Source organism: Streptomyces sp. MCA2, assembly GCF_023544705.1.
Taxonomy (GTDB): Bacteria; Actinomycetota; Actinomycetes; order Streptomycetales; family Streptomycetaceae; genus Streptomyces; species Streptomyces decoyicus.
Genome location: NZ_JAMJFM010000046.1, coordinates 56,622 through 78,506 on the forward strand (window position 1 = coordinate 56,622; position 21,885 = coordinate 78,506).

Consider the following 21,885-nt stretch of genomic DNA (forward strand, 5'->3'; position numbering starts at 1 on the left):
GGCTCCTAGGCGGTCGGGGACCCGGTCAGACCGTGGCCGGCAGGGCGGGCACGGTGAACAGATCGGTGAAGTTGCGCCGCGTGATCAGGTCGCGGACCTCGGGGTCCACCCCGGCGAACAGCTCGGTCACCACTTCCTGGGTGCGCGGGAAGGTGCCCTCCAGGTGCGGGTAGTCGCTGCCCCACAGCACGTTGGTGTAGTTCATCGCCGTGACCGCGCCGATCGCCGTCTCGTCGTGCTGGAAGGACGCGTACACCTGGCGGCGCACCAGCTCGCCGGGGAGCATCGAGAGCTTGGGCCGTACGAACATGCCGTGCTGGCGGTAGGCCTCGTCCATCCGGTCGGCGAGGGCGGGCACCCAGGCGCAGCCCGCCTCGGCGATGAGGACGCGCAGCCCCGGGTGGCGGTCGAGCGCTCCCGAGGCGACCAGCTGTGCCACGGCCCGCTGCGCGGGGAACAGGGTCTCCACGTAGTTGATGACCGCGCCGCCGGGGCCCCGCGCGACCACGGTGTCGGCGCCGGTGCCGATGTGGATGCTCACCGTCATGCCCGCTTCTTCGGCGGCGGCCCACAGCGGCTCCCACACGTCCATGTTGAACTCCCGGCCCGGCGGGGGAGTCGCGGCGAGGAAGACCGTCTGGTAGCCCAGGTCCGCGGCCCGCCGCAGTTCGGCGACCGCGTCGTCGGTGTCCAGCATGGAGACCATCGCGGCGCCGACCAGCCGCGGCGACAGGGAGAGGAAGTCCGACTTCAGCCAGTCGTTGTAGACCTTGATGCACTCGTGGGCCAGCACCGGGTCGGTCATCACGGCGGTCCACAGGCCCCGGGAGGGGAAGACCACCTCGCCCCAGATGCCCTGGTCGTCGAGGTCCTTGAGCCGGATGTGGTGGTCCAGCGCACCGGGCGGGCGCATGGCGTCGGCGAAGTCGAGCGGGTCGCGCCGCACGACCTGGCCGTCGACGTAGACCGTCTCGCGGCCGTTGTCGCGCACGCAGCGCGGCGCCCGGTCGCGCAACGCCGCGGGCAGGGCGCGCTCCCAGAGGTCGTCGGGCTCCAGGACGTGGGAGTCGGCGGAGTTGAGCCAGAGCTTTTCCATGGAATTCTCCAGACGTGAGCGGTTCGGTGGGCCCGGGACGGCGGGCGGATCGGGACCGGTGCGCGGCGTCCGGCGCGGGGGCCGGGCGGCGGGTGTCAGCGCACGGTGAGACAGGTGTCGGCCAGGACGGGCGCGTCCGCGCGGTCGGCGGCGGTGGCCAGGGCGCGGATCTCCCCCGCTTCCTGCCAGGTGCGGACGCACACGGTCTCGCCCGGGTGGAGGACGCCGGCGAACCGGGTGCCGTACGCGGCGACGCGGGTGACCTCGCCGCCGAGGTGCGCGTCCACCACGGCCTTGAGCACCAGGCCGTAGGTGCACAGACCGTGCAGGATCGGCCGGTCGAAGCCCGCCGCCGCGGCCACCGCCGGATCCGCGTGCAGCGGGTTGAAGTCGCCGCACAGCCGGTAGAGCAGCGCCTGGTCCTCGCGGGTGGCCAGGTGCAGGACGCGGTCCGGCGTCCGGTCCGGCGCGGGCCGCCGCCGGTCAGGGCCGGGTCCGCCGCCGAAGCCGCCCTCCCCGCGCAGATGGGCGTCCCCCTCGGCGGTCCACAACGGCCCGTCCGCGTCGGCGACGTCGGAGCGCAGCACCACCACCGCGGCCCGGCCCCGGTCCAGCACCTGGGTCACCCGGGTGGTCTGGACGGCCTTCCCGCGCACCGGCAGCGGACGGTGGAGCGTGAGGCGCTGCGCGCCGTGCAGCATCGCCGCGGGGTCCACGTCGATGCCGGGCAGGGTGAAGCCGCCGCCCGCGGCCTGCCCGCCGCCCGCCACGGTGGCGAAGGAGGGCAGCACCTGGAGCGCGCTCTCCAGCGTGTAGCGCAGCTCGCCGGGGTCGGTGGCGGGCCGTCCCGCGCCGATCGCCAGGTGGTAGAGGAGGACGTCGCGGTGGTCCCAGGTGAGGTCGGTGACGGTGGGCGGGGCCGCGAGGACGGCCGGGACATCGAGGGGCATGGGAAGGCCTTCTGCCGGTGGACGGGACGGCCGGCGGTCGGTGCGCGCGGGGCCGGCGGGCGGTCAGAGCGCGAGCAGCGGGATGGCGCAGAGCAGGAGGTCCCCGCCCATCGCCAGCGAGAGGCTGTGCTTGCGCATCGTGGACTCGTGCGGGAGGTTCTCCCGCGAGATGTGCCGCAGCAGCTTGATCTTGTCCACGAGGAAGGCGGCGCTCGCCAGGATGCCGAGCAGCGCCCAGAGGACGCCGTACGGCCACAGCCCGGCGCCGATGAACAGCAGCCCGAGCGCGGTCCACGCGCACGCCACCACCAGCGCATGGCGCGGGCCGTGCTGTACGGCGGGCGTACGGTCCCCGGCCTTGGCGTCACCGATCAGGTCCGGGATGCACCACCACAGGGAGCGGCCGAACAGCAGGATGCCGAGCCCGGTGAGGAACAGCCACGCGCTGAGCGGTACGTCCGCCCGCACCGCCGCATACGTCGACAGCGACGGCAGGAAGGCGAAGGTCGCCCCGAAGTAGGCGGGATTGGCGTAGCCGCGCCGCTTCAGCCGGACCGGCTCCAGGTTGTAGGCGAGGTGGAGCACGATCGACAGCGCCACCCCCACCGCGACGAGCGGCCGGCCGAGCCAGAGCGCGACCCAGACGGACAGCCCGAGGGCGAGTGTCATCTCCAGTGCCGCGCAGGTGAACGCGGTCCGGACGCTGAGGTGCTGGGTGGCGCGGGCGATGCTCTCCTTGCCGCTGGTGTGGGTGTCCGCCCGGATGTCCAGCCCGGCGTTGAGCGGGTTCTGGGAGATGATCGCGACGATATTGGCGAACAGCATGATCAGCACGGGCGCGGCGGCCAGGCTCCCCGGGCTTGTCGCCGCGAGGCAGGCGCCCCACAGGACATGGCAGAGATAGATGACCGGAAAGGGATATTCCAGCCGGTGGATGCGGACGAGGCTCCGCAGTCCTTCGCCGCGCGCGGCGGGCAGTTCCGACGTCATGCTGGACACTCGGTCACCGTCATTCTCAGGTCTTCGCTCGGACCCATCGCCGGACCGCGCAGCTGCGGCACCCCGGTCTCCGGATTGACGCACTTCAGTTCCCGCCGGCGCAGCACCGCCGCCACCACCATCCGCATCTCCAGCATCGCCAGGTCCGCGCCGAGACAGCGGCGGGTGCCGCCGCCGAACGGCAGGTACTCCTGGGCGGACTTGCGCTTGCCCAGGAAGCGGTGCGGGTCGAAGCGCTCCGGCTGCGGGTAGAGATCCGGCTGCTGGTGCGCCAGGTAGATGCACGGCGTCAGCCGGGTGCCCGCGTCGTGCGACACCCCGTCGATCTCCTGGCCCTCGTCGAGCACGCGGTTGCCGGCCACCACGGCGGGCGGCGAGATCCGCAGCACCTCCCGGCAGGCCGCGTCCAGCAGCGGTACGTCCTCCGCCGCCGCACCGCTGGAGGAGGTGGCCTTCAGCTCGTCGAGGATGTCGCGGCGCACCTCGTCGTGCTCCGCGAGCCAGAACAGCGCCCAGGAGATAGCCGAGGCGGTCGTCTCGTGGCCCGCGAAGAGCAACGAGACGATCTGGTCGCGCAGTTCGCCGTCGCCCAGCGGGCCGAGCGGCTCCTCGCCGCTGCGCAGCACCTCGGCGAGGGTGGCCGGCGACGGCTCCGGCGCACCGGAACCCGCACCGCCGCCGGCGCTCTTGCCGCTCACCGGGCACAGCAGCTCCTTGTCCAGGCTCTCGCGCTGCCGCACGAACGTGCGCCAGGGAGACGGCAGGGCGTGCGGCAGCCGCAGATAGCGGTAGGCGAGGGTGCGGCCGCGCGAGCCCAGCACCCCCTCGATCCAGGAGGTGAAGCGGTGCAGCAGACCGTGGTCCACCGGGCCGAGGATGATCTGGCTGACGATCTGAAGGGTGAGCCTGCGGGTCCAGTCGGGCACCTGGAAGTCGGTGCCCGGACGCAGTTCGTCGATCGCCGCCCGGGTGGCCTCGGCGATCAGCTCCTCGTAGCCGCGCAGCGGACGGCCGCGCAGCCGCGGGCCGATCACCTGGCGGTACGCGGCGTGCCGCGGCCCGTTGGCGAACAGCAGCGAGGTGTCGCCGACCAGCGGGCCGAGCGTGTCGGAGCCCTCCAGCGTCATGTTCCGGTCGCCGCGGAAGACCTGGCTGATGATCTCCGGCTTCCACACCAGCAGCGCCCGGCCGGGCGGCCCGCTGAGCTCGGCCACACCGGAGCGGTCGTTCTTGTGGGCGTCCAGGAAGGAGAGGGTGCGGAAGGCGAAGCGGTACTTGTTGCCGCGCGAGGAGGTCGGGGGACGGGTGGTCATCAAGCACCTCCGGAAGCGGCGGACCCGGCGCCGCCGAGCGCCAGTGCCGCGAGCCGCGCCGCCCGGATGACGGTCACCGGCGCGTAGATGTCCTTGTCGTGCCAGAGCCCGGGGTAGGAGGCCGGGTCGTCGTGGGCCAGCAGCGCGTCGCAGCCGCGGGCCGCCGACCGGGCGATGGTCCCCGGGCTCCCCGGGGTACGGGTACGCATCAGGAGCTGCACCATGTACGCGGTCTCCTCCGTGGTGCCCTGCCAGCGTCCCCAGGAGCCGTCGGCGCGCTGGGTCGCCAGCGCCCACTCGGCGGCCCGGCCGACCGCGGCCCGTGCGGACGGGCCGCCGAACTCGGCGAGCGCCAGCGCGCAGCAGGCCGTGGCGTAGTACGGCGAGGCGTGCCACTTGTCCATCCAGCTGCCGTCGGGCAGCTGGTTGTCCAGCAGCCAGTCGCTGATCATCCGGATCTCCGCGCCATAGCGTCCCGCGTCGTCGGGACGCACCGTGACGTGATGGCCGAGGGCCTCCAGGATGTGTGCGTTGGTGCTGGTGGAGGGGGTGCGCTCGACGCCGAAGCAGGAGAAGTAGCCGTCCCGGCGGAAGTGCATCAGGCTGTCGGGGCGGTGCGTCCGGCCGTGCTGCGCCAGGGCGAAGAGGACGGCGGCGGTGTCGTCGGAGTCGCTCGGCAGACCGGGGGCGGCGGCTATGCCCTCGTCGGTGAGACCCGCTTCGAGGCTGTCGAGGAGCGCGGCCGGGGCCTCGTAGCGCAGGCCCGAGGCGGCCAGCGAGTTGAGGACCCACGCCTGCTCGAAGTAGACGATCGGGGTGATGGAGGGCACCGGCCCGCCGAACCGCGCCTGGACGTCCCGGAGATAGGCGACGCCCGGGGCGGCCGGATCGGGCGAGGCGCCCAGCCAGGCGGCGGTGGCGGCGGGGGAGCAGCCGACCGAGCCGTTGTGCGGCGGCGCGCCCTCGTGCGGCCGGGCGCCGCGGGTGCCGTCGCGGGTGATGGCCTCCAGGGTGTGCCACAGCTTCTCCGGCAGCGGCGCCTGCTCGGTCATCTCCCGGACGCCGGCCAGCAGCGCACCGTCCAGGTCGGGCGCCGCTGACGTCAGGGTGGTGCCGGACCACGCCCCGAGCTTGCCGGGCGCCCGCTCGGTCAGCGCGGCCAGCCGGGTGTTGATGTCCGCGAGCAGGGACGGCGCGACGAACTCGACGCCGATGGTGTCGGGCACCGGACCGGCGAGCAGTCCGTCCTGGAGGGCGCCCAGACCGCCGGCGCAGGCCGCCGCGAGGTCGTCGTGGGGTGGGTGCGGCGCACCGGATGCCGGCCGGGCGAGTTCGGTCAGCAGCGCCTCCACCGCACTGAGCGTGGGCACCAGGCCGTACCCGTCGGGTGCGCCCCAACTGCCGTCCTGGTTCTGCTCCTCGACCAGATGGCCGAGACGCTCCCGGTGGCCGTCGAGCCACGGGGCGAGGGAGACCAGCCGGGCGGTGTCGTACACCGACGGAGCGACCAGCCCCCAGGGGTCTTGGACGGTCGCCGCGAGCAGCGCGGCCGCCTCGGCCTCGCGGGGGGCGGGCGTGGGCTGAGCGGGAACTTCGAGCACGGCTCTCCCTTGGTCGGGCGGCGGCCTGGCGGACGACGCGGCGATCGATGAATCATTTATATAATCCAACTTAGAGTGCTAGTCTCGCAACTGTTGTTGTCGTTCGTGGTGTTGGGGGGCTGGCTGGTGGCTGGGCTGGTGTGGGAGCCGACGTCTGCGGGGTGGGGTGCGCGGGTCGAGGGGGTGGATCTGGGGGCGCCGTTGGGTGCGGAGTGTGCGGCGGCGTTGGTGGAGTTGTTCCGTGCGCGGCATCTGCTGGTGTTTTCGGGTCAGGGTTTCTCGTTGGAGGAGCAGATCCGGTTCATGGGGTATTTGGGGCCGGTGTTGCATGAGGAGGGTTCGGGGATCGGGTTTGTTTCGAATGTGAAGGAGGGGGCTGCTCTGGGGGTGAGTGAGCTGTCTTTCCATTCGGATACGGGGCATTGTGCGGTGCCGTTGGAGGCGGTGTCGCTTTTTGCTGAGGATGTTGAGGGGTGTGTGACGTCGACGCGGTTTGCGAATGTGGCGGCGGCGTACGGTCGTTTGCCGGCGGGTTTGCGGTCGCGGGTGGCGGGGCTGGTGTGTGAGAACGCGATGCCGGTGTCGTTGGACGGCCGGAATGTGGGGTTGCCGGTGGCGGAGGGGATGCCGCGGGCGGAGCATCCGGTGGTGTGGCGTCATCCGGTGTCGGGGGAGCCGGGGCTGATGGTGAATGCGAATCAGACGACGCGGATCGTGGGTCTTGAGGATGTGGAGAGCCGGGGGTTGCTGGAGGAGTTGTTCTCGGTGATGTATGCCGAGGATGCGGTGTATGAGCATTCCTGGCAGCAGGGGGATGTGGTGATCTGGCACAACCTGGCGGTTCAGCATGCCCGGGGTGGTCTGGAAGGCAATGGGCGGCGGACTCTGCGGCGGGTGGCGTTGGGTGAGAAGGGTTTCTGGGAGCAGTGCCCGACCCTGCGTTACGCCGATTTCAAGAACCAGCAGAATGCCGCCGAGGACAAGGCCACCGCGTAATGAGGCGCACGCTCTTCACCCCCGAGCACGAGCAGTTCCGCGACACCGCCCGCGCCTACTACCTCAAGGAGTGCGTGCCCCACGCGGAGGAATGGGAGCGGGCCGGAATCGTCAGCCGCGAGGCCTGGCGCGCGGCCGGTGCGGCCGGTCTGATCGGGTGGGAATTCCCCGAGGAGTTCGGCGGACAGGGCATCCGTGACTTCCGCTACAACGCCATCATGGCCGAGGAGATGGCGGCCACCGGCACGGTGGGCATCGGCCTCGGGCTCCAGAACGACGTCCTGCCCTCCTACCTGTCGCACCTCACCGAAGAACAGCAACACCGCTGGCTCCCCGGGATCGTCTCCGGCCGGACCATCTGCGCACTGGCCCTGTCCGAGCCGGACGCCGGGTCGGACCTGGCGGCGATGCGCACCACCGCCCGGCGCGAGGGCGACCACTATGTGCTCAGCGGCCAGAAGACCTTCATCACCAACGGCATCCTCGCGGATTTCGTCATCGTCGCCTGCAAGACCGACCCGGACGCCCGCCACAAGGGCATCAGCCTGCTGGTCGTCGAGCGCGGGATGCCCGGCTTCGAGCGCGGCCGCCGGCTGGACAAGGTCGGCCTGAAGGCGCAGGACACCGCGGAGCTCTTCTTCCACGACGTACGGGTACCGGCGGCGAACCTCCTCGGCGCGGAGGGCCGTGGCTTCGCGTACATGATGGAGAACCTGCCCACCGAGCGGATCGCCATCGCGGTGAGCGCGCTGGGCGGCGCGCAGCGCGCCTTCGAACTGGCCCTGGAGTACGCCAAGACCCGCACCGCGTTCGGGCAGCCCATCGGCACCTTCCAGGCCAACCGCTTCGCGCTGGCCGACATGCGGGCCAAGCTCGACGCGGCCCGCACCTATGTCGACGGCTGCATCATGGCGCTCGTCGAGGGCCATCTCACGGCGGTCGACGCCGCCGCGGCGAAGTACTGGACCACCGAGACCGCCTGGCAGATCATCGACCGCTGCGTCCAGCTGTTCGGCGGATACGGATACATCAACGAGTACGAAATCGCGCGCATCTGGCGCGACAACCGCATTGAGCGGATCTTCGGCGGCACCTCGGAGATCATGCAGGAGATCGTGGGGCGCTCGCTGGGGCTGACATCGGCGACCGTGAGGAAGCAGGAATGAACAACAAGCTCGTCTCCCACTTACTGGACAGCGCGGACCCGGCGGTGCGGGCCAAGGCCGTCGAGGCCGGGGCACTGGCGCGCCAATGGGCGAGACCCGTCCAGCAGGAGCTGAGCGACAAGGTGTACGACACCCTCGCCGCCACGGTGTGTGTGATCGCGCCCGGACTGGACGTCGCCGACCACGCGTTGCTCGTCGAGTACAGCCTGTGGCTCTATCTGCTCGACGGCCGGCTCGACGACTCCGAGCACTACGGCACCCGGCCCGAGGACGTCGGCCGGCGGGTGCTCGCCGTGCTCCGCGGCGGCCGTGCCGAGGCGACAGAGGGCGACTTCTTCGAGACCTCGCTCGCCGCACTGGTCGAGGAGCTGCGGACCCGGGACGGCTGCTGCGGGCTGCTGGAGCGGTTCGTGCTGCGGCTGGTGGACGGGGTCCGTGCGGGGGTGCGCCAGGCGGTGCTCAGCCGGCGGATCGCCGAGGGCGTGGAGCCGCTGCCCACCATGGAGGACTTCCTCGAACTGGCCTACCGGCACGTCAACTACCGCAGTGTGGCCCTGGCGCTGCTGATCACCGTGGGCGAGCACCCGGACAGCGCGGCACAGGAGCGGCTCGACGCGGCCCTCGTCCCGGCGTCGAGGGCGGTCCGGCTCGCCAACGATCTGCGGACCTGGGCCAAGGACGCCGAAGAGGGCACCTTGAACGTCGTCCAGCTGGTCGCCCGCGACGGCACCCGGATGACGCCGCACGCGGTACGCGACCGCATCCAGGCCTACCGCGACGAGCAGGCCCTCCTCCTGGACGAGCTGCACCGCAGCGCCCCGGCCTCCGCCGCCGCGCTGGAGAACAACCTCAGGGTCGCCATCGACCTGTACACCGTCGACGACCTCCAATTCGACCTGCCGGACGCCGAACAGGCCGTCGGCTAGGGGGTGTTCACACCGTCCCGTCCGGCTCGCGACGCCTGCCGTGAGCCCCCGCCCCCCGGGGCGGGTGACGGGACGTCGTGCTCACCCCGGCTTGCCGCAGTCCGGTCCCCTCCCGATCAAAGGACGCGATGTGACCGACGCTTCCTCGCACCCCGCGCCGCTGCCGCGCGCGCGCCGCTGCCCGCTGGACCCGCCCGAGGAGTACGCCGCGCTGCGCCGGAGTGATCCGGTCAGCCGGCTCGCCTTCCCCGACGGCTCGGCCGGCTGGCTCGTCACCCGGTACGACGACGTCCGCACCGTGCTGACGGACCCGCGCTTCAGCGCCCGCGGCGACCTGGTGACCTCCCCCGTCGCCAGCCAGCTGCGCCGCCGCGACGCCCCGGCGCCGGGGATGTTCGCGCGGATGGACCCGCCCGACCACACCCGCTACCGGCGGCTGCTGGCCCGGCACTTCCATGTGCGCCGGGTCCGCGCCCTGGTACCGGCCATCGAGCGCATCGTCGCCGGCCGGCTGGACGCGCTGCGCCGCGCCGGGCCGCCGGCCGACCTGGTGGAGATCTTCGCGCTGCCCGTGCCGACCCTGGTGATCTGCGAACTGCTGGGGGTGCCCTACGAGGACCGGGCGGCGTTCCAGAGCTGGACCGCGAGCATGGTCTCGGTGGACAGCACCCGCGAGGAGTCGGACGCCGCGGTCGCCGCCCTCGCCGGCTATGTCCGCACCCTCGTCGTGGCCAAGCGCGGCGCACCCGCCCACGACCTGCTGGCGGACCTGGCGGCGGACGGTGAGCTGACGGACGAGGAGACGGCGAACATCGGGCTGAGCGTCCTGGTGGCGGGGCACGAGACCACCGCGAACATGCTCTCCCTCGGCGCCTTCGCCCTGCTGCGGCACCCCGGGGAGCTGGCCGCCTTCCGGGCGGATCCCGGCCTCACGGAGCCGGCCGTCGAAGAGCTCCTGCGCTATCTCACCATCCCGCAGTTCGGCCGGGAGCGCGCCGCCCTGGAGGACATCGAGCTGGGCGGGCGCACCATCGCGGCCGGTGAGGTGGTCGTCGCCTCGCTGCTCTCCGCGAACCGCGACCCGGGGCGCTTCGACGACCCCGACACCCTGGACCTCGGCCGCCCGCCGGCCGGGCATCTGGCCTTCGGGCACGGCATCCACCAGTGCATCGGCCAGCAGCTGGCGCGCGAGCAGCTGCGGGCCGGCCTGCGGGCGCTGTTCACGCAGGGCCCCGCGCTCCGGCTCGCGGTGCCGCCGGAAGAGGTGCCGATGTGCGAGGACTCCCTGAACTACGGGGTGCGCAGGCTGCCGGTCACCTGGGACACGGGCCGGTGACCGGCGCCGAGGTGCCGCGGGTCCGCGCCGACCTCGACGCGGGGTGGCTGGAGGCGGCGCTGCGCGGGGCCGGCCACCGGGTCCGGGTGACCGGCCTGCGGGTGGCGCCGACCGACCAGGGCACCTCGACCCGTATCCCGCTGGCCGCCCGCTTCTCGGGTCCGGACGCCGCGGCGCTGCCGGAGCGGCTGTTCGTCAAGACCTCGCTGTCCCATCCGCTGCACGAGGTCATGGCGGCCGCGGGCATCTACGTCACCGAGGTGCGGATGTACCAGGAGGTGCTGCCGACGGCCCCCGTGGCGGTGCCCGCCGTGTACGCGTCCGGCTACCGCCCCGACGACGGACGTTTCTTCCTCCTGATGGAGGACCTGACGGCGCGCGGCTGCGACTGGGGGGCGGCGGGGCAGCTGCTCACGCCCGATGCGGTGGCCGGGGTGCTGTCCGAACTCGCCGCGCTGCACGCCAAGTTCCGCGATCCGGTGCGGCGGGGTGCGCTGTCGTGGGTGCGGCGCTGTGCGGCCCCGGCGGGGTCGGCGACGTACGCCTATGCGCGGCGCGGGGCCGAGGCGGTCTGCTCGGCGGCGGACCGCGACGGCCCGGCCGGGAAGCGGGCCGCGCCGGAGTCCTGGCTGGCCGCCTTCGCGCGGCTGACGGCCTTCGACGACGCGGTGCAGCCCACCCTGCTGCACGGTGATCCGCATCCGGGCAATCTGGCGTTCGCGCCCGGCGGGCGGCCCCTGCTGGCGGACTGGCAGGCCGCCCGCCGCGGGCACTGGGCGCACGATGTGGCCTACCTCCTCGCCTCGGCGCTGAGCCCCGGGGACCGGGCGGCGCACGAACGGGACCTGCTGGCCGGCTATCTGGACGAGGTCGCGGCCCGGGGCGCCGCGCCGCCGTCCTTCGCCGGGGCGTGGGACGCCTACCGGGCGCAGATGGTCTACGGCCTGCTGATGTGGGCCGCCACCCCGGAGGGCTCCCACCCGGCGGAGGTGCTGTCCGCCGTCACCCGGCGCTTCCGTACCGCCTGCACGGAGCTGGAGAGCCTCACCGCCCTGGGTCGCTAAATCATTTATATAATCCAACTTAGAGTGCTAGTCTCGCAACTGTTGTTGTCGTTCGGGGTGTTGGGGGGCTGGCTGGTGGCTGGGCTGGTGTGGGAGCCGACGTCTGCGGGGTGGGGTGCGCGGGTCGAGGGGGTGGATCTGGGGGCGCCGTTGGGTGCGGAGTGTGCGGCGGCGTTGGTGGAGTTGTTCCGTGCGCGGCATCTGCTGGTGTTTTCGGGTCAGGGTTTCTCGTTGGAGGAGCAGATCCGGTTCATGGGGTATTTGGGGCCGGTGTTGCATGAGGAGGGTTCGGGGATCGGGTTTGTTTCGAATGTGAAGGAGGGGGCTGCTCTGGGGGTGAGTGAGCTGTCTTTCCATTCGGATACGGGGCATTGTGCGGTGCCGTTGGAGGGGGTGTCGCTTTTTGCTGAGGATGTTGAGGGGTGTGTGACGTCGACGCGGTTTGCGAATGCGGCGGCGGCGTACGGTCGTTTGCCGGCGGCAATGCGGTCGCGGGTTGCGTCGTTGGTGTGTGAGAACGCGATGCCGGTGTCGTTGGACGGCCGGAATGTGGGGCTGTCGGTGGCGGAGGGGATGCCGCGGGCGGAGCATCCGGTGGTGTGGCGTCATCCGGTGTCGGGGGAGCCGGGGCTGATGGTGAATGCGAATCAGACGACGCGGATCGTGGGTCTGGAGGACGGCGAGAGCCGGGAGTTGCTGGAGGAGTTGTTCTCGGTGATGTATGCCGAGGATGCGGTGTATGAGCATTCCTGGCAGCAGGGGGATGTGGTGATCTGGCACAACCTGGCGGTTCAGCATGCCCGGGGTGGTCTGGAAGGCAATGGGCGGCGGACGCTGCGGCGGGTGGCGTTGGGTGAGAAGGGTTTCTGGGAGCAGTGCCCGACCCTGCGTTACGCCGATTTCAAGAACCAGCGGAATACCGCCGCGTAGACCGCGTCGCGCCGTCGCACACCTTTCTGTCGGATTTCTGTCGGACCGAACCAAGAGGAAGAGTTCCGTGCACGCTGACACAGTCCAGCCCCTCGAGAGCAGTGTCGACCTGGCCCACCGCAACGCCTCGCGGGCCGCCGGCCTCGTCACACCCGCCCTGCGGGCCACCGTCGACACCTTCGACACCCGCATCCGCCCGATCGTCGCCTACCACTTCGGCTGGATGGACACCAGCGGACGCCCCACGGCGAACAGCGGCGGCAAGATGATCCGGGCGGCACTGACCATCCTCGCCGCCGAGGCCTGCGGCGGCGACGCCCAGCAGGCCGTACCCGGCGCCGCCGCCGTCGAACTCGTCCACAACTTCTCGCTGTTGCACGACGACGTCATGGACCACGATCTGGAGCGGCGCGGCCGGCCCACGGTATGGAGCAAGTTCGGCACCCCCGCCGCGATCCTGGCGGGCGACATCCTGCTGGCCCGCGCCTGCGGCATGTTCGACGAGGCCTCCGGCCACCAGGGCTGGGCGACCAAGGCCCTGATCGACGCGATCGCCGAGCTGGCCGCGGGCCAGATGGCCGACCTCGCGCTGGAGCGCCGCGCCACGGTGACCCTGGAAGAGGCCCTGACCGTCTCCGAGCAGAAGACCGCGGCGCTGCTGCGCTGCGCCTGCACGCTGGGCGCGGGACTCGTCGGCGCACCCGACGCGACCTGCCGCCGCTTCGGCGCCTTCGGCATGCACCTGGGCATGGCGTTCCAGCTGGTCGACGACGTACTCGGCATATGGGGCGACCCGGCCGTCACCGGCAAGCCGGTCCGCTCCGACCTGCACAACAAGAAGAAGAGCATTCCCGTCGTCGCCGCCCTCCACAGCGGCCGGCCCGGCTCCGCGGAACTGGCCGCGCTCTACGCGGACACCGACCCCATGACGGAGGACGGCGCCCGGCGCGCCGCCGAGCTGGTCGAGCTGGCCGGCGGCCGCGCCTGGACCGAGAGCGAGATCGAGCGGCACCGCGGCCTCGCCGTGGCGCAGCTCGACGCCCTCGGGCTGACGGAGGCGCAGCGCGCACCCCTGCTCGCCCTCGCCGACTACGTCGCCTTCAGGAAGCACTGATGACCGCCGCCATCGTGACTGTCGCCGCCCGACCGCTGAGCACGGCGGTGCGCCACGGCGACGTGGTGCTCGCCGACCGGCTGCACCTGGCGTCGGGCGCCCGCGAGGGCCGCGTCCACCGGCTGCTCGCCGGGGCCCTCAGGGCACAGGGGCTGACGGTCCACACCGGCGGGGCCGCCGTCGCCGGCGCCGAGGCTCCCCGGGGCGCCGACGCACCGCTGGTGGAGGTCGCCGCGCCGGCACAGCTCCCGGAGGCGGACGGTGACGCGCTGCTGTGCCTGGTGCGCGACGACGCCGGATCGGCCGCCGTCGACCGCGCCGAGGAAGCCCTGGCCCGGGTCCTGGGCGCCTGGGAAGCGGCGAAGGGGGACCGAGAGGTGGCCCTGGCCGCCCCGCGGTCGTTCTGCGCCGGTGTGGACCGCGCCATCGAGATCGTCGAACGCGCCCTCGACCGGTACGGCGCCCCCGTCTACGTGCGCAAGCAGATCGTCCACAACCGGCATGTCGTCGAGGACCTCGCCCGCCGCGGCGCGGTCTTCGTCGAGGAACTCGACGAGGTGCCGGAGGGCGAACCGGTCGTCTTCTCCGCCCACGGGGTCGCCCCGGCGGTACGTGACGCGGCGGCCGGGCGCGGTCTGCGGGTGATCGACGCGACCTGCCCGCTGGTCACCAAGGTCCATGCCGAGGCCAAGCGGTTCGCGGGCCGCGGCGACACCGTCGTCCTGATCGGCCACGCCGGTCACGAGGAGGTCGAGGGCACGCTGGGCGAGGCGCCCGACCGCACGGTGCTGGTGCAGGACGCGGCGGAGGCGGCGCGCCTGGAGGTCGAGGACCCCGAGGCGGTCTCCTTCCTCATGCAGACCACGCTGGCGATGTCCGAGGCCACCGAGGTGGCCCAGGCCCTGGCCGGCCGCTTCCCGTCGGTCAAGGCACCGCGGTCCGAGGACATCTGCTACGCCTCGACCAACCGGCAGCGCGCCGTCGAGGAGATCGCCGGCCGGGTCGATCTGCTGCTGGTGGTCGGATCGCCCAACTCCTCCAACTCCGTACGCCTGAAGGAACTCGCGGAGCGGATGGGCACCCCGGCCCAGCTGGTGGACGACGTCTCGTACGTCGGCCTGGAGCAGCTGCGCGGGGCCCGGCGGATCGGCCTGACGGCCGGCGCCTCGGCCCCGGACACCCTCGTCCAGGAAATCGTCGCCAATCTCCGTGCCCTCGGCCCCGTCACGGTCACCGAGCACCAAGTCGCGACGGAGAACGTCACCTTCCAGCTTCCCAAAGAGCTGAGGAGCGCCCGGAAAGACCGCGCCCGCAAAGACTTGGAGAAGACCGTTGACAGCTGTTGACCTTGCCGTGCCGACGACACCGCTGCGTCGTCCCACCCGGCAGCTGATGCTCGGCGGCGTGGGCGTCGGCAGCCGCCACCCCGTCTCGGTGCAGTCCATGACGACCACCGTGACGGCCGATGCCCAGGCCACCCTTCAGCAGATAGCCGAACTCACCGCGGCGGGCTGCGACATCGTCCGGGTCGCCTGCCCCAGCCGGGACGACGCCGAGGCCCTCGCGGAGATCGCCCAGAAGTCGAAGATCCCCGTCATCGCGGACATCCACTTCCAGCCGCGCTATGTCTTCGCCGCGATCGAGGCGGGCTGCGCCGGTGTCCGGGTCAACCCGGGCAACATCAAGGAATTCGACGACAAGATCAAGGAGATCGCGCAGGCCGCGAAGGAGGCCGGCACCCCGATCCGTATCGGGGTCAACGCGGGCTCGCTCGACCCGAGGATCCTGCGGAAGTTCGGCAAGGCGACCCCGGAGGCCCTGGCCGAGTCGGCGCTGCGCGAGGCGGAGCTGTTCGCGGAGCACGACTTCCACGACTTCAAGATCTCGGTGAAGCACCACGACCCGATGGTGATGATCCGGGCGTACGAGCTGCTGGCCGCGCGGTGCGACTACCCGCTCCACCTCGGCGTCACCGAGGCGGGACCGGCCTTCCAGGGCACGGTCAAGTCCTCGGTGGCCTTCGGCGCGCTGCTGCGCCAGGGCATCGGCGACACCATCCGCGTCTCGCTGTCCGCGCCGCCCGTGGAGGAGGTCAAGGTCGGCATCCAGATCCTCCAGTCGCTCGGCCTGCGCCCGCGGCGCCTGGAGATCGTCTCCTGCCCGTCCTGCGGCCGCGCCCAGGTGGACGTCTACAAGCTCGCCGAAGAGGTGAGCGCCGGGCTCGAAGGGCTGCCGGTGCCGCTGCGGGTCGCCGTCATGGGCTGTGTCGTCAACGGTCCCGGCGAGGCCCGCGAGGCCGACCTCGGTGTCGCCTCCGGCAACGGCAAGGGGCAGATCTTCGTCAAGGGCGAGGTCGTCAAGACCGTCCCCGAGTCGAAGATCGTCGAGACCCTCATCGAAGAGGCACTGCGCCTCGCGGACGAGATGGGGGTGGACCTCGATGAGACTGGCTGACCTCACCGGCCCGGGCGATCTCGCCGCACTGACGGAGGAGCAACTCCAGGCGCTGGCCGCGGACATCCGCTCCTTCCTCGTGGAATCCGTCTCCAAGGTCGGCGGACACCTGGGCCCCAACCTCGGCGTCGTCGAGCTCACCCTCGCCCTGCACCGGGTCTTCGAGTCCCCCAAGGACACCCTGCTCTTCGACACCGGCCACCAGGCCTACGTCCACAAGCTGCTCACCGGCCGGATGAAGGCCTTCTCGACGCTGCGCCAGGAGGGCGGGCTCTCCGGCTATCCCGACCGCAGCGAGTCCGAGCACGATGTCATCGAGAACTCCCATGCCTCCACGGCCCTTTCGTACGCGGACGGCATCGCCAAGGGCTTCGGCCTGGCCGGCGCCGCGCACCGCAGGGTGGTCGCCGTCGTCGGCGACGGCGCGCTGACCGGCGGGATGAGCTGGGAGGCGCTCAACAACATCGGCGGCGCCCCGGACCGCCCGGTGATCATCGTCCTGAACGACAACGGCCGTTCCTACGCCCCCACCGCCGGCGCCCTCGCCACCCACCTCGGCGAGCTCCGGGCGGGCCGCGGCGGGGCCGGTCTCTTCGCGAACCTGGGCCTCGCCTACCTGGGCCCGGTCGACGGCCACGACCGCCCGGCCCTCGAGCGCGCACTGCGCCGGGCGGCCGCACTCGACCGCCCCGTGGTGGTGCACTGTGTGACGCGGAAGGGCCACGGTTACGCACCGGCCGCCGAGGACCCCGACGACTGCTGGCACGCGGTGGGCACCTTCGACCCCGAGACCGGCGGCAAGTCCGCTTCCGGCGGCCGCTCCTGGACCGCGGTGTTCGGTGCGGAGATGACGGAACTCGGTGCGCAGCGGCCCGACGTGGTCGCCCTCACCGCCGCGATGCTCCAGCCCGTGGGCCTGGCCGGCTTCGCCCGCCGCTTCCCCGACCGGGTCTTCGACGTCGGCATCGGCGAACAGCATGCCGCCGTCTCCGCCGCCGGGCTGGCGCACACCGGACTGCACCCCGTCGTGGCCGTCTACTCCACCTTCCTCAACCGCGCCTTCGACCAGGTGCTGATGGATGTGGCGCTGCACCGGCAGCCGGTGACCTTCGTCCTCGACCGGGCGGGCATCACCGGCCCCGACGGCCCCAGCCATCACGGGATCTGGGACGCCTCCTGGCTGTCGCTGGTACCGGGGCTGCGCCTGGCGGTGCCGCGCGATGCCGAGGAGCTCAGGACGCTGCTGCGGGAGGCGGTCGCCGTCACGGACGGGCCCACCGTCCTCCGCTTCCCGAAGGCGCAGGCCGGCCCGGCCCTGCCGGCGCTCCGCCGGGAGGGCGGCATGGACGTCCTGCACGAGGCGCCCGGCGCCCGGGTGCTGCTGGTCCCGACCGGTCCGCTCGCCGACCCGTGCCTTCAGGCCGCGGCCGCGCTGGACGCCCTGGGCATCCCGTCGACGGTGGTGGACCCGCGCTGGTCCGTCCCCGTACCGGAGGGGCTGCCGGAGCTGGCCGCGCGGCACGAGCTCGTGGTGACCGTCGAGGACAACCTGAGCGACGGCGGGCTCGGCGCCCGCCTGCTGCGGCAGCTGTCCGAGGCCGGCGCGCCCACCCCCGTACGGACCGTCGGCCTGCCGACGGAGTTCCTCCCCCACGGCAGCAGGACGGCCCTCCTGCGCCGGCATGGGCTCACCGCCGACGGCCTGGTCGCACGGGTCGGCGGATGGCTGCCACAAGCGGCCCCCCGCTGACCCGGGAGCCCGGGCGGCCATCCCCCGCCCACATTCGGCCACATGGCGTCAAGCCAGCCTGTAAGGAGTCGTATCCCATGCCTTCGCACCTTCCTTTCGCACGTCAGCTCAGGCTGCGGCGGCTTCACCGGCACGATGACGACAGACTCGTGATCGTGCCGCTCGACCACTCCGTCACCGACGGTCCGATCACCGGCGGGCGCCATGTCGACCGGCTCGTCGGGGAGTTGGCCGTCAGCGGCGTCGACGCCGCCATCGTCCACAAGGGGACGCTGCGCTGTATCGACCCGATGCGCTTCACGCAGATGTCGCTCATCGTGCACATGAGCGCGAGCACCGTGCACGCCCCCGATCCCAACGCCAAGTACCTCGTCGCCGGCGTCGAGGAAGCCGTACGGCACGGTGCCGACGCGGTCAGCGTGCACGTCAACATCGGCTCCGACGAGGAGAAGCAGCAGATCGCCGACCTGGCCGCGGTGGCCGAGGCCTGCGACCGGTGGAACGTGCCGCTGCTCGCGATGATGTACCCGCGCGGTCCCCGTATCGACAACCCCCGTGACCCCGAGCTGATCGCCCATGCGGCCTCGCTCGCCGCGGACCTGGGGGCCGACCTCGTCAAGACCCTCTACACGGGCTCGCCCGACACCATGGCCGAGATCACGGACATGTCCCCGCTGCCGATCCTGGTCGTCGGCGGCCCGCAGCGCAGCGGCCTCGACGCGACCCTGTCGTACGTGGACGAGGCGCTGGGGGCGGGCGCCGCGGGAGTGGCCATGGGCCGCAACATCTTCCAGGCCGACGAGCCGGGCAAGGTCGCCCGCGCGGTCGTCGAACTCGTCCACGAGGGCTCCTCCGCCGGGTCCCGCCTCGCCGCGGACATCCAGGCCCACGAGCTGTCCCTGCCCGTCTGAACCGCACTGGTCCGCCGTCGACCTTGCCCCACCATATTTGTGGAGAAACAACATGAAGCTGAGCTGGCTGGACGTCCGAGCGGTCGGGGACGCGAAGGAAGCGATCCTCCAGGAGGCGCTGCACCACCGCATCGAGGGCGTCGTCACCGAGGACCTCGCGGACCTCGAAGGGCTGCCGCCCACCCTCACCAAGGTGCTGTTCCCCGCGCCGGGCGCGGTGCCCGAGGAGCTGGGGCGGGCCGATGTGGTGATCGTGGACCCGATACGCCATGGCATCACACCGGCCGAGCTGGCGATCCGTCACCCCGAGGTGACCTTCGGCCGCTTCGTGGAGATCGTGGACGCGGACAGCCTGGAGCTGGCGTGTGAGTCCGCGCGCAGCGAGCAGCTGAGCCTGCTGCTCTTCCGCGACCCGACCAAGATCCCGCTGGAGATCGTGATCGCGGCCGCCGCCAAGGCCACCGGCAGCCTGATCACCGTGGCGCAGGACGCCGAGGAGGCCGAGATCATCTTCGGTGTCCTGGAGCACGGTTCGGACGGCGTGATGATGGCCCCCAAGGGCGTCGGCGAAGCGGCGCACCTGAAGGCCGCGGCCCAGCTCGACACCCCGAACCTGAGCCTGGTCGAGCTGGAGGTCACCGCGACCAGCCACGTCGGCATGGGCGAGCGGGCCTGTGTCGACACCTGCACGCACTTCCGGGAGGACGAGGGGATTCTCGTCGGGTCGCACTCCAAGGGCATGATCCTCTGCGTCAGCGAGACCCACCCGCTGCCGTACATGCCCACCCGGCCGTTCCGCGTCAACGCCGGCGCCATCCACTCGTACACCCTCTCCAAGGACGAGCGGACCAACTACCTCAGCGAGCTCAAGTCCGGCAGCAAGGTGCTGGCCGTGGACGTCAAGGGCAACACCCGGCTGGTCACCGTGGGCCGGGTGAAGATCGAATCCCGCCCGCTGATCTCCATCGACGCGGTCGCGCCCGGCGGCCAGGCGGTCAATCTGATCCTCCAGGACGACTGGCACGTACGGGTGCTCGGCCCCGGTGGCGCCGTGCTCAACAGCACCGAGCTCAAGCCCGGCGACCGCGTCCTCGGCTACCTGCCGAGCGCGGACCGCCACGTGGGCTACCCGATTGATGAGTTCTGCCTGGAGAAGTGACACCGGTGACGCACATAAGCACCCACCGGCCCCGGATCGCCGTGATCGGCGGCGGGATCGCCGGCCTGACAGTGGCCGCGTCGCTGTTGCGGGCCGGCATCGAGTGCACCGTGTACGAACAGGCCACGGTGTTCGCCGATGCCGGCGCGGGGATCCAGCTCGCCCCCAACTCGGCCCGCATCCTGCACCGCCTCGGGCTCGCCGGCGCACTGGAGAGACGGGCCACCCGGGCGCACGCCATCGAGACGCGCCGCTGGCAGGACGGCGCGCCGCTCGCCCGGACGGAGCTCGGCGAGACCTGCGTGGAGCGGTACGGCGCGCCCTACTACCTCATCCAGCGGGCCGATCTGCACCGCAGCCTGCTGGAGTTGCTGCCGCCCGGCGTCGTCCGGCACAGCGCCGCATGCACCGCCGCCGAGGAGCGCCCGGACGGGGTCACCCTGCGCTTCGCCGACGGCACGAGCGAGGAGGCCGGGGTCGTCGTCGGCGCGGACGGCATCCACTCGGCGCTGCGCAACACCCTCGTGGGCGACCGTCCCCGGTTCTCCGGGCACACGGTCCACCGCGGTCTGGTGGCGGCCGACCGGCTGCCGTCCCTCTTCGAGGTGCCGAAGGTGCTCTTCTGGCTGGGACCGAACGGCCATGTGACGAGCTATCCGATCGCCCGGCACGGTCTGGTCCACTTCAGCGCGGTGATCACCTCACCGGAGTGGGACCCGGAGGTGTGGTCGGCGCCGAGCCGCCCGGAGGAGGCCGCGGCCGCCTTCGCCGGCTGGAACTCCGATGTCGCCGAGCTGATCGGGGCCGCGGAAGGGACCCACCACTGGGCCCTGTTCGACCGCGACTGCGTGGGCGGCTGGAGCACCGGCCGGATGACGCTGGCGGGCGACGCGGCGCACCCGATGGTGCCCTATCTGTCCCAGGGCGCCAACCAGGCCATCGAGGACGCCTGGGTGCTCGCGGATCTGCTCAGCGCCGCGGACGTCGATCCGGGGCCCGCACTGCGGCGGTACGAGGAGCTGCGGCTGCCCCGCGTACGCGAGGTGCACCGGCGCTCCCGGGAGCGGGGCCATGAGTTCCACCTTCCCGACGGCCCGCGGCAGCGCCTGCGCGACCGGTCGATGCCCACGGCCGAGCGGCTGGACGACTACGCCTGGCTCTACGGCTTCGAGGCCGCGCCGGTCGGGAGCCGGTAGCCGCCAGGTGAGCCGGTAGCCGCCGGCGGCCGCCCGTGAGCCCGTAGCAACCTGTGGAACGAAAGGGGAGAGACCTCGGTGGACCAGAGCACACTCGACGCCTATCTGCGCCGCCTGGGCATCGGGCGTCCGCGGCGTACCGACGCCGGGACGCTCCGGGTGCTCCAGGAACGTCATCTCGTGTCGGTGCCGTTCGAGAACATGCACATCCGGTCGGGGAAACCCACCGCACTCGGCCCCGCGGTGATCGACAAGATCGCGCACCGCCACCGCGGCGGCACCTGCATCGAACTGGCCAGTGCCTTCGAGCAGTTGCTGCGCACCCTCGGCTATCCGCAGGTGACGGTGCTGGGCGGACGCATCTTCCACGCCGGCCGCTTCATGGCACCGGTGGTGCACTACGTGCTGAAGGTGGAGACCCCCGAGCCGTGGCTGGTGGACGTGGGCTTCCTGCGCGGCAGCCGCTATCCGCTCCGGTTCGATGTGCGCGCGCCCCAGCAGGACCCCGAGGGCGTCTTCCAGCTGGCCGACACGGACGGCGGCGGCATCGAACTGCGCCGCGACGGGGTGCCCCAGTACCGGCTGGACCCCACCCCGCTGCGCTTCGAGGACTTCCCGCCCACCTGGTGGGCCTGGACGCTCCCGGAACTGCCCATGTCGCATCTGCTGGTGGCCTCGATCCTGGACGCCACGGGGCGGACGACGATGGTCGACCAGCGCCGGCTGCTGGAGGTGTCGGGCGGGCGGACCTCCGAGCGGATCCTCGACGGCGCCGCCGAGGTGCTGGAGGTCTACCAAAGCCGGTTCGGGATCGCGCTGGACGAGCTCCCGGCCCCCGGGCCGGGCCCCGAGGAGGACGATCCGGTGGTGCTGGAGCAGTACCGTGCATGGTTCCGCGCGCAGTACGGAGACCCCGAGGTGTCC

At 72.0% G+C, this 21,885-nt stretch carries 19 protein-coding genes; 14 read left to right on the forward strand and 5 right to left on the reverse strand.

Annotated elements, in window-relative coordinates:
- Positions 1 to 25: 25 nt before the first annotated feature.
- The 5 genes from M8I34_RS30655 to M8I34_RS30675 form a co-directional block, all read right to left on the reverse strand.
- A complete protein-coding gene (locus M8I34_RS30655) occupies positions 26 to 1,096 on the reverse strand; it encodes an amidohydrolase family protein (RefSeq protein ID WP_250054920.1) in 1,071 nt (356 codons plus the stop codon).
- Positions 1,097 to 1,191: 95 nt separating this feature from the next.
- The gene (locus tag M8I34_RS30660) at positions 1,192 to 2,046 is read right to left on the reverse strand and encodes a MaoC/PaaZ C-terminal domain-containing protein (protein ID WP_250054922.1); all 855 of its coding nucleotides are present in this window, start codon (positions 2,044 to 2,046) and stop codon (positions 1,192 to 1,194) included.
- 63 nt (positions 2,047 to 2,109) lie between these two features.
- A complete protein-coding gene (locus tag M8I34_RS30665; protein WP_250054958.1) occupies positions 2,110 to 3,036 on the reverse strand; it encodes a UbiA family prenyltransferase in 927 nt (308 codons plus the stop codon).
- Complete coding sequence (locus tag M8I34_RS30670; RefSeq protein ID WP_250054924.1) at positions 3,033 to 4,358, reverse strand: cytochrome P450; 1,326 nt, start codon at positions 4,356 to 4,358, stop codon at positions 3,033 to 3,035. The genes M8I34_RS30665 and M8I34_RS30670 overlap by 4 nt, the downstream gene beginning before the upstream one ends.
- Positions 4,358 to 5,959 (reverse strand): prenyltransferase/squalene oxidase repeat-containing protein, encoded by a 1,602-nt coding sequence (locus M8I34_RS30675; protein WP_250054926.1) that lies wholly within the window; start codon positions 5,957 to 5,959, stop codon positions 4,358 to 4,360. The genes M8I34_RS30670 and M8I34_RS30675 overlap by 1 nt, the downstream gene beginning before the upstream one ends.
- A gap of 75 nt (positions 5,960 to 6,034) precedes the next feature.
- Here M8I34_RS30675 and M8I34_RS30680 point away from each other — a divergent pair, with 75 nt between their 5' ends.
- From M8I34_RS30680 to M8I34_RS30745, 14 genes are all read left to right on the forward strand, one after another.
- Positions 6,035 to 6,955, forward strand: a complete 921-nt coding sequence (locus tag M8I34_RS30680) for a TauD/TfdA family dioxygenase (protein ID WP_250054928.1) — start codon at positions 6,035 to 6,037, stop codon at positions 6,953 to 6,955.
- Positions 6,955 to 8,121, forward strand: a complete 1,167-nt coding sequence (locus M8I34_RS30685) for an acyl-CoA dehydrogenase family protein (RefSeq protein ID WP_250054930.1) — start codon at positions 6,955 to 6,957, stop codon at positions 8,119 to 8,121. The genes M8I34_RS30680 and M8I34_RS30685 overlap by 1 nt, the downstream gene beginning before the upstream one ends.
- Positions 8,118 to 9,047 carry a terpene synthase family protein gene (locus M8I34_RS30690; protein WP_250054932.1) on the forward strand — a complete coding sequence of 310 codons (930 nt, stop codon included), beginning with the start codon at positions 8,118 to 8,120 and terminating at the stop codon, positions 9,045 to 9,047. Before M8I34_RS30685 ends, M8I34_RS30690 begins: the two co-directional genes overlap by 4 nt.
- Positions 9,048 to 9,177: 130 nt before the next feature.
- Entirely contained in the window at positions 9,178 to 10,383 is a 1,206-nt protein-coding gene (locus M8I34_RS30695; RefSeq protein ID WP_250054934.1) for a cytochrome P450, read from the forward strand.
- Positions 10,380 to 11,447: an ecdysteroid 22-kinase family protein gene (locus tag M8I34_RS30700; RefSeq protein WP_250054936.1), complete on the forward strand. Its 1,068-nt coding sequence runs from the start codon at positions 10,380 to 10,382 to the stop codon at positions 11,445 to 11,447. The genes M8I34_RS30695 and M8I34_RS30700 overlap by 4 nt, the downstream gene beginning before the upstream one ends.
- A gap of 24 nt (positions 11,448 to 11,471) precedes the next feature.
- Positions 11,472 to 12,377, forward strand: coding sequence for a TauD/TfdA family dioxygenase (locus M8I34_RS30705; RefSeq protein WP_250054938.1), 906 nt, complete (start codon positions 11,472 to 11,474; stop codon positions 12,375 to 12,377).
- Positions 12,378 to 12,444: 67 nt separating this feature from the next.
- A complete protein-coding gene (locus M8I34_RS30710) occupies positions 12,445 to 13,491 on the forward strand; it encodes a polyprenyl synthetase family protein (RefSeq protein WP_250054939.1) in 1,047 nt (348 codons plus the stop codon).
- Positions 13,491 to 14,837, forward strand: a complete 1,347-nt coding sequence (ispH, locus tag M8I34_RS30715; RefSeq protein ID WP_250054941.1) for a 4-hydroxy-3-methylbut-2-enyl diphosphate reductase — start codon at positions 13,491 to 13,493, stop codon at positions 14,835 to 14,837. The genes M8I34_RS30710 and ispH overlap by 1 nt, the downstream gene beginning before the upstream one ends.
- The gene (gene ispG / locus M8I34_RS30720; RefSeq protein ID WP_250054943.1) at positions 14,824 to 15,945 is read left to right on the forward strand and encodes a flavodoxin-dependent (E)-4-hydroxy-3-methylbut-2-enyl-diphosphate synthase; all 1,122 of its coding nucleotides are present in this window, start codon (positions 14,824 to 14,826) and stop codon (positions 15,943 to 15,945) included. Before ispH ends, ispG begins: the two co-directional genes overlap by 14 nt.
- Positions 15,932 to 17,695, forward strand: a complete 1,764-nt coding sequence (locus M8I34_RS30725) for a 1-deoxy-D-xylulose-5-phosphate synthase (protein WP_250054945.1) — start codon at positions 15,932 to 15,934, stop codon at positions 17,693 to 17,695. The genes ispG and M8I34_RS30725 overlap by 14 nt, the downstream gene beginning before the upstream one ends.
- 77 nt (positions 17,696 to 17,772) lie before the next feature.
- A complete protein-coding gene (locus M8I34_RS30730) occupies positions 17,773 to 18,606 on the forward strand; it encodes a 2-amino-3,7-dideoxy-D-threo-hept-6-ulosonate synthase (protein WP_244414400.1) in 834 nt (277 codons plus the stop codon).
- A 52-nt stretch (positions 18,607 to 18,658) separates the two neighbouring features.
- Entirely contained in the window at positions 18,659 to 19,765 is a 1,107-nt protein-coding gene (locus M8I34_RS30735; protein WP_250054947.1) for a 3-dehydroquinate synthase II family protein, read from the forward strand.
- A 5-nt stretch (positions 19,766 to 19,770) separates the two neighbouring features.
- Complete coding sequence (locus M8I34_RS30740) at positions 19,771 to 20,961, forward strand: FAD-dependent monooxygenase (protein ID WP_250054949.1); 1,191 nt, start codon at positions 19,771 to 19,773, stop codon at positions 20,959 to 20,961.
- 78 nt (positions 20,962 to 21,039) lie between these two features.
- On the forward strand, positions 21,040 to 21,885 hold an 846-nt coding region (locus tag M8I34_RS30745; RefSeq protein ID WP_250054951.1), incomplete at its 3' end, for an arylamine N-acetyltransferase.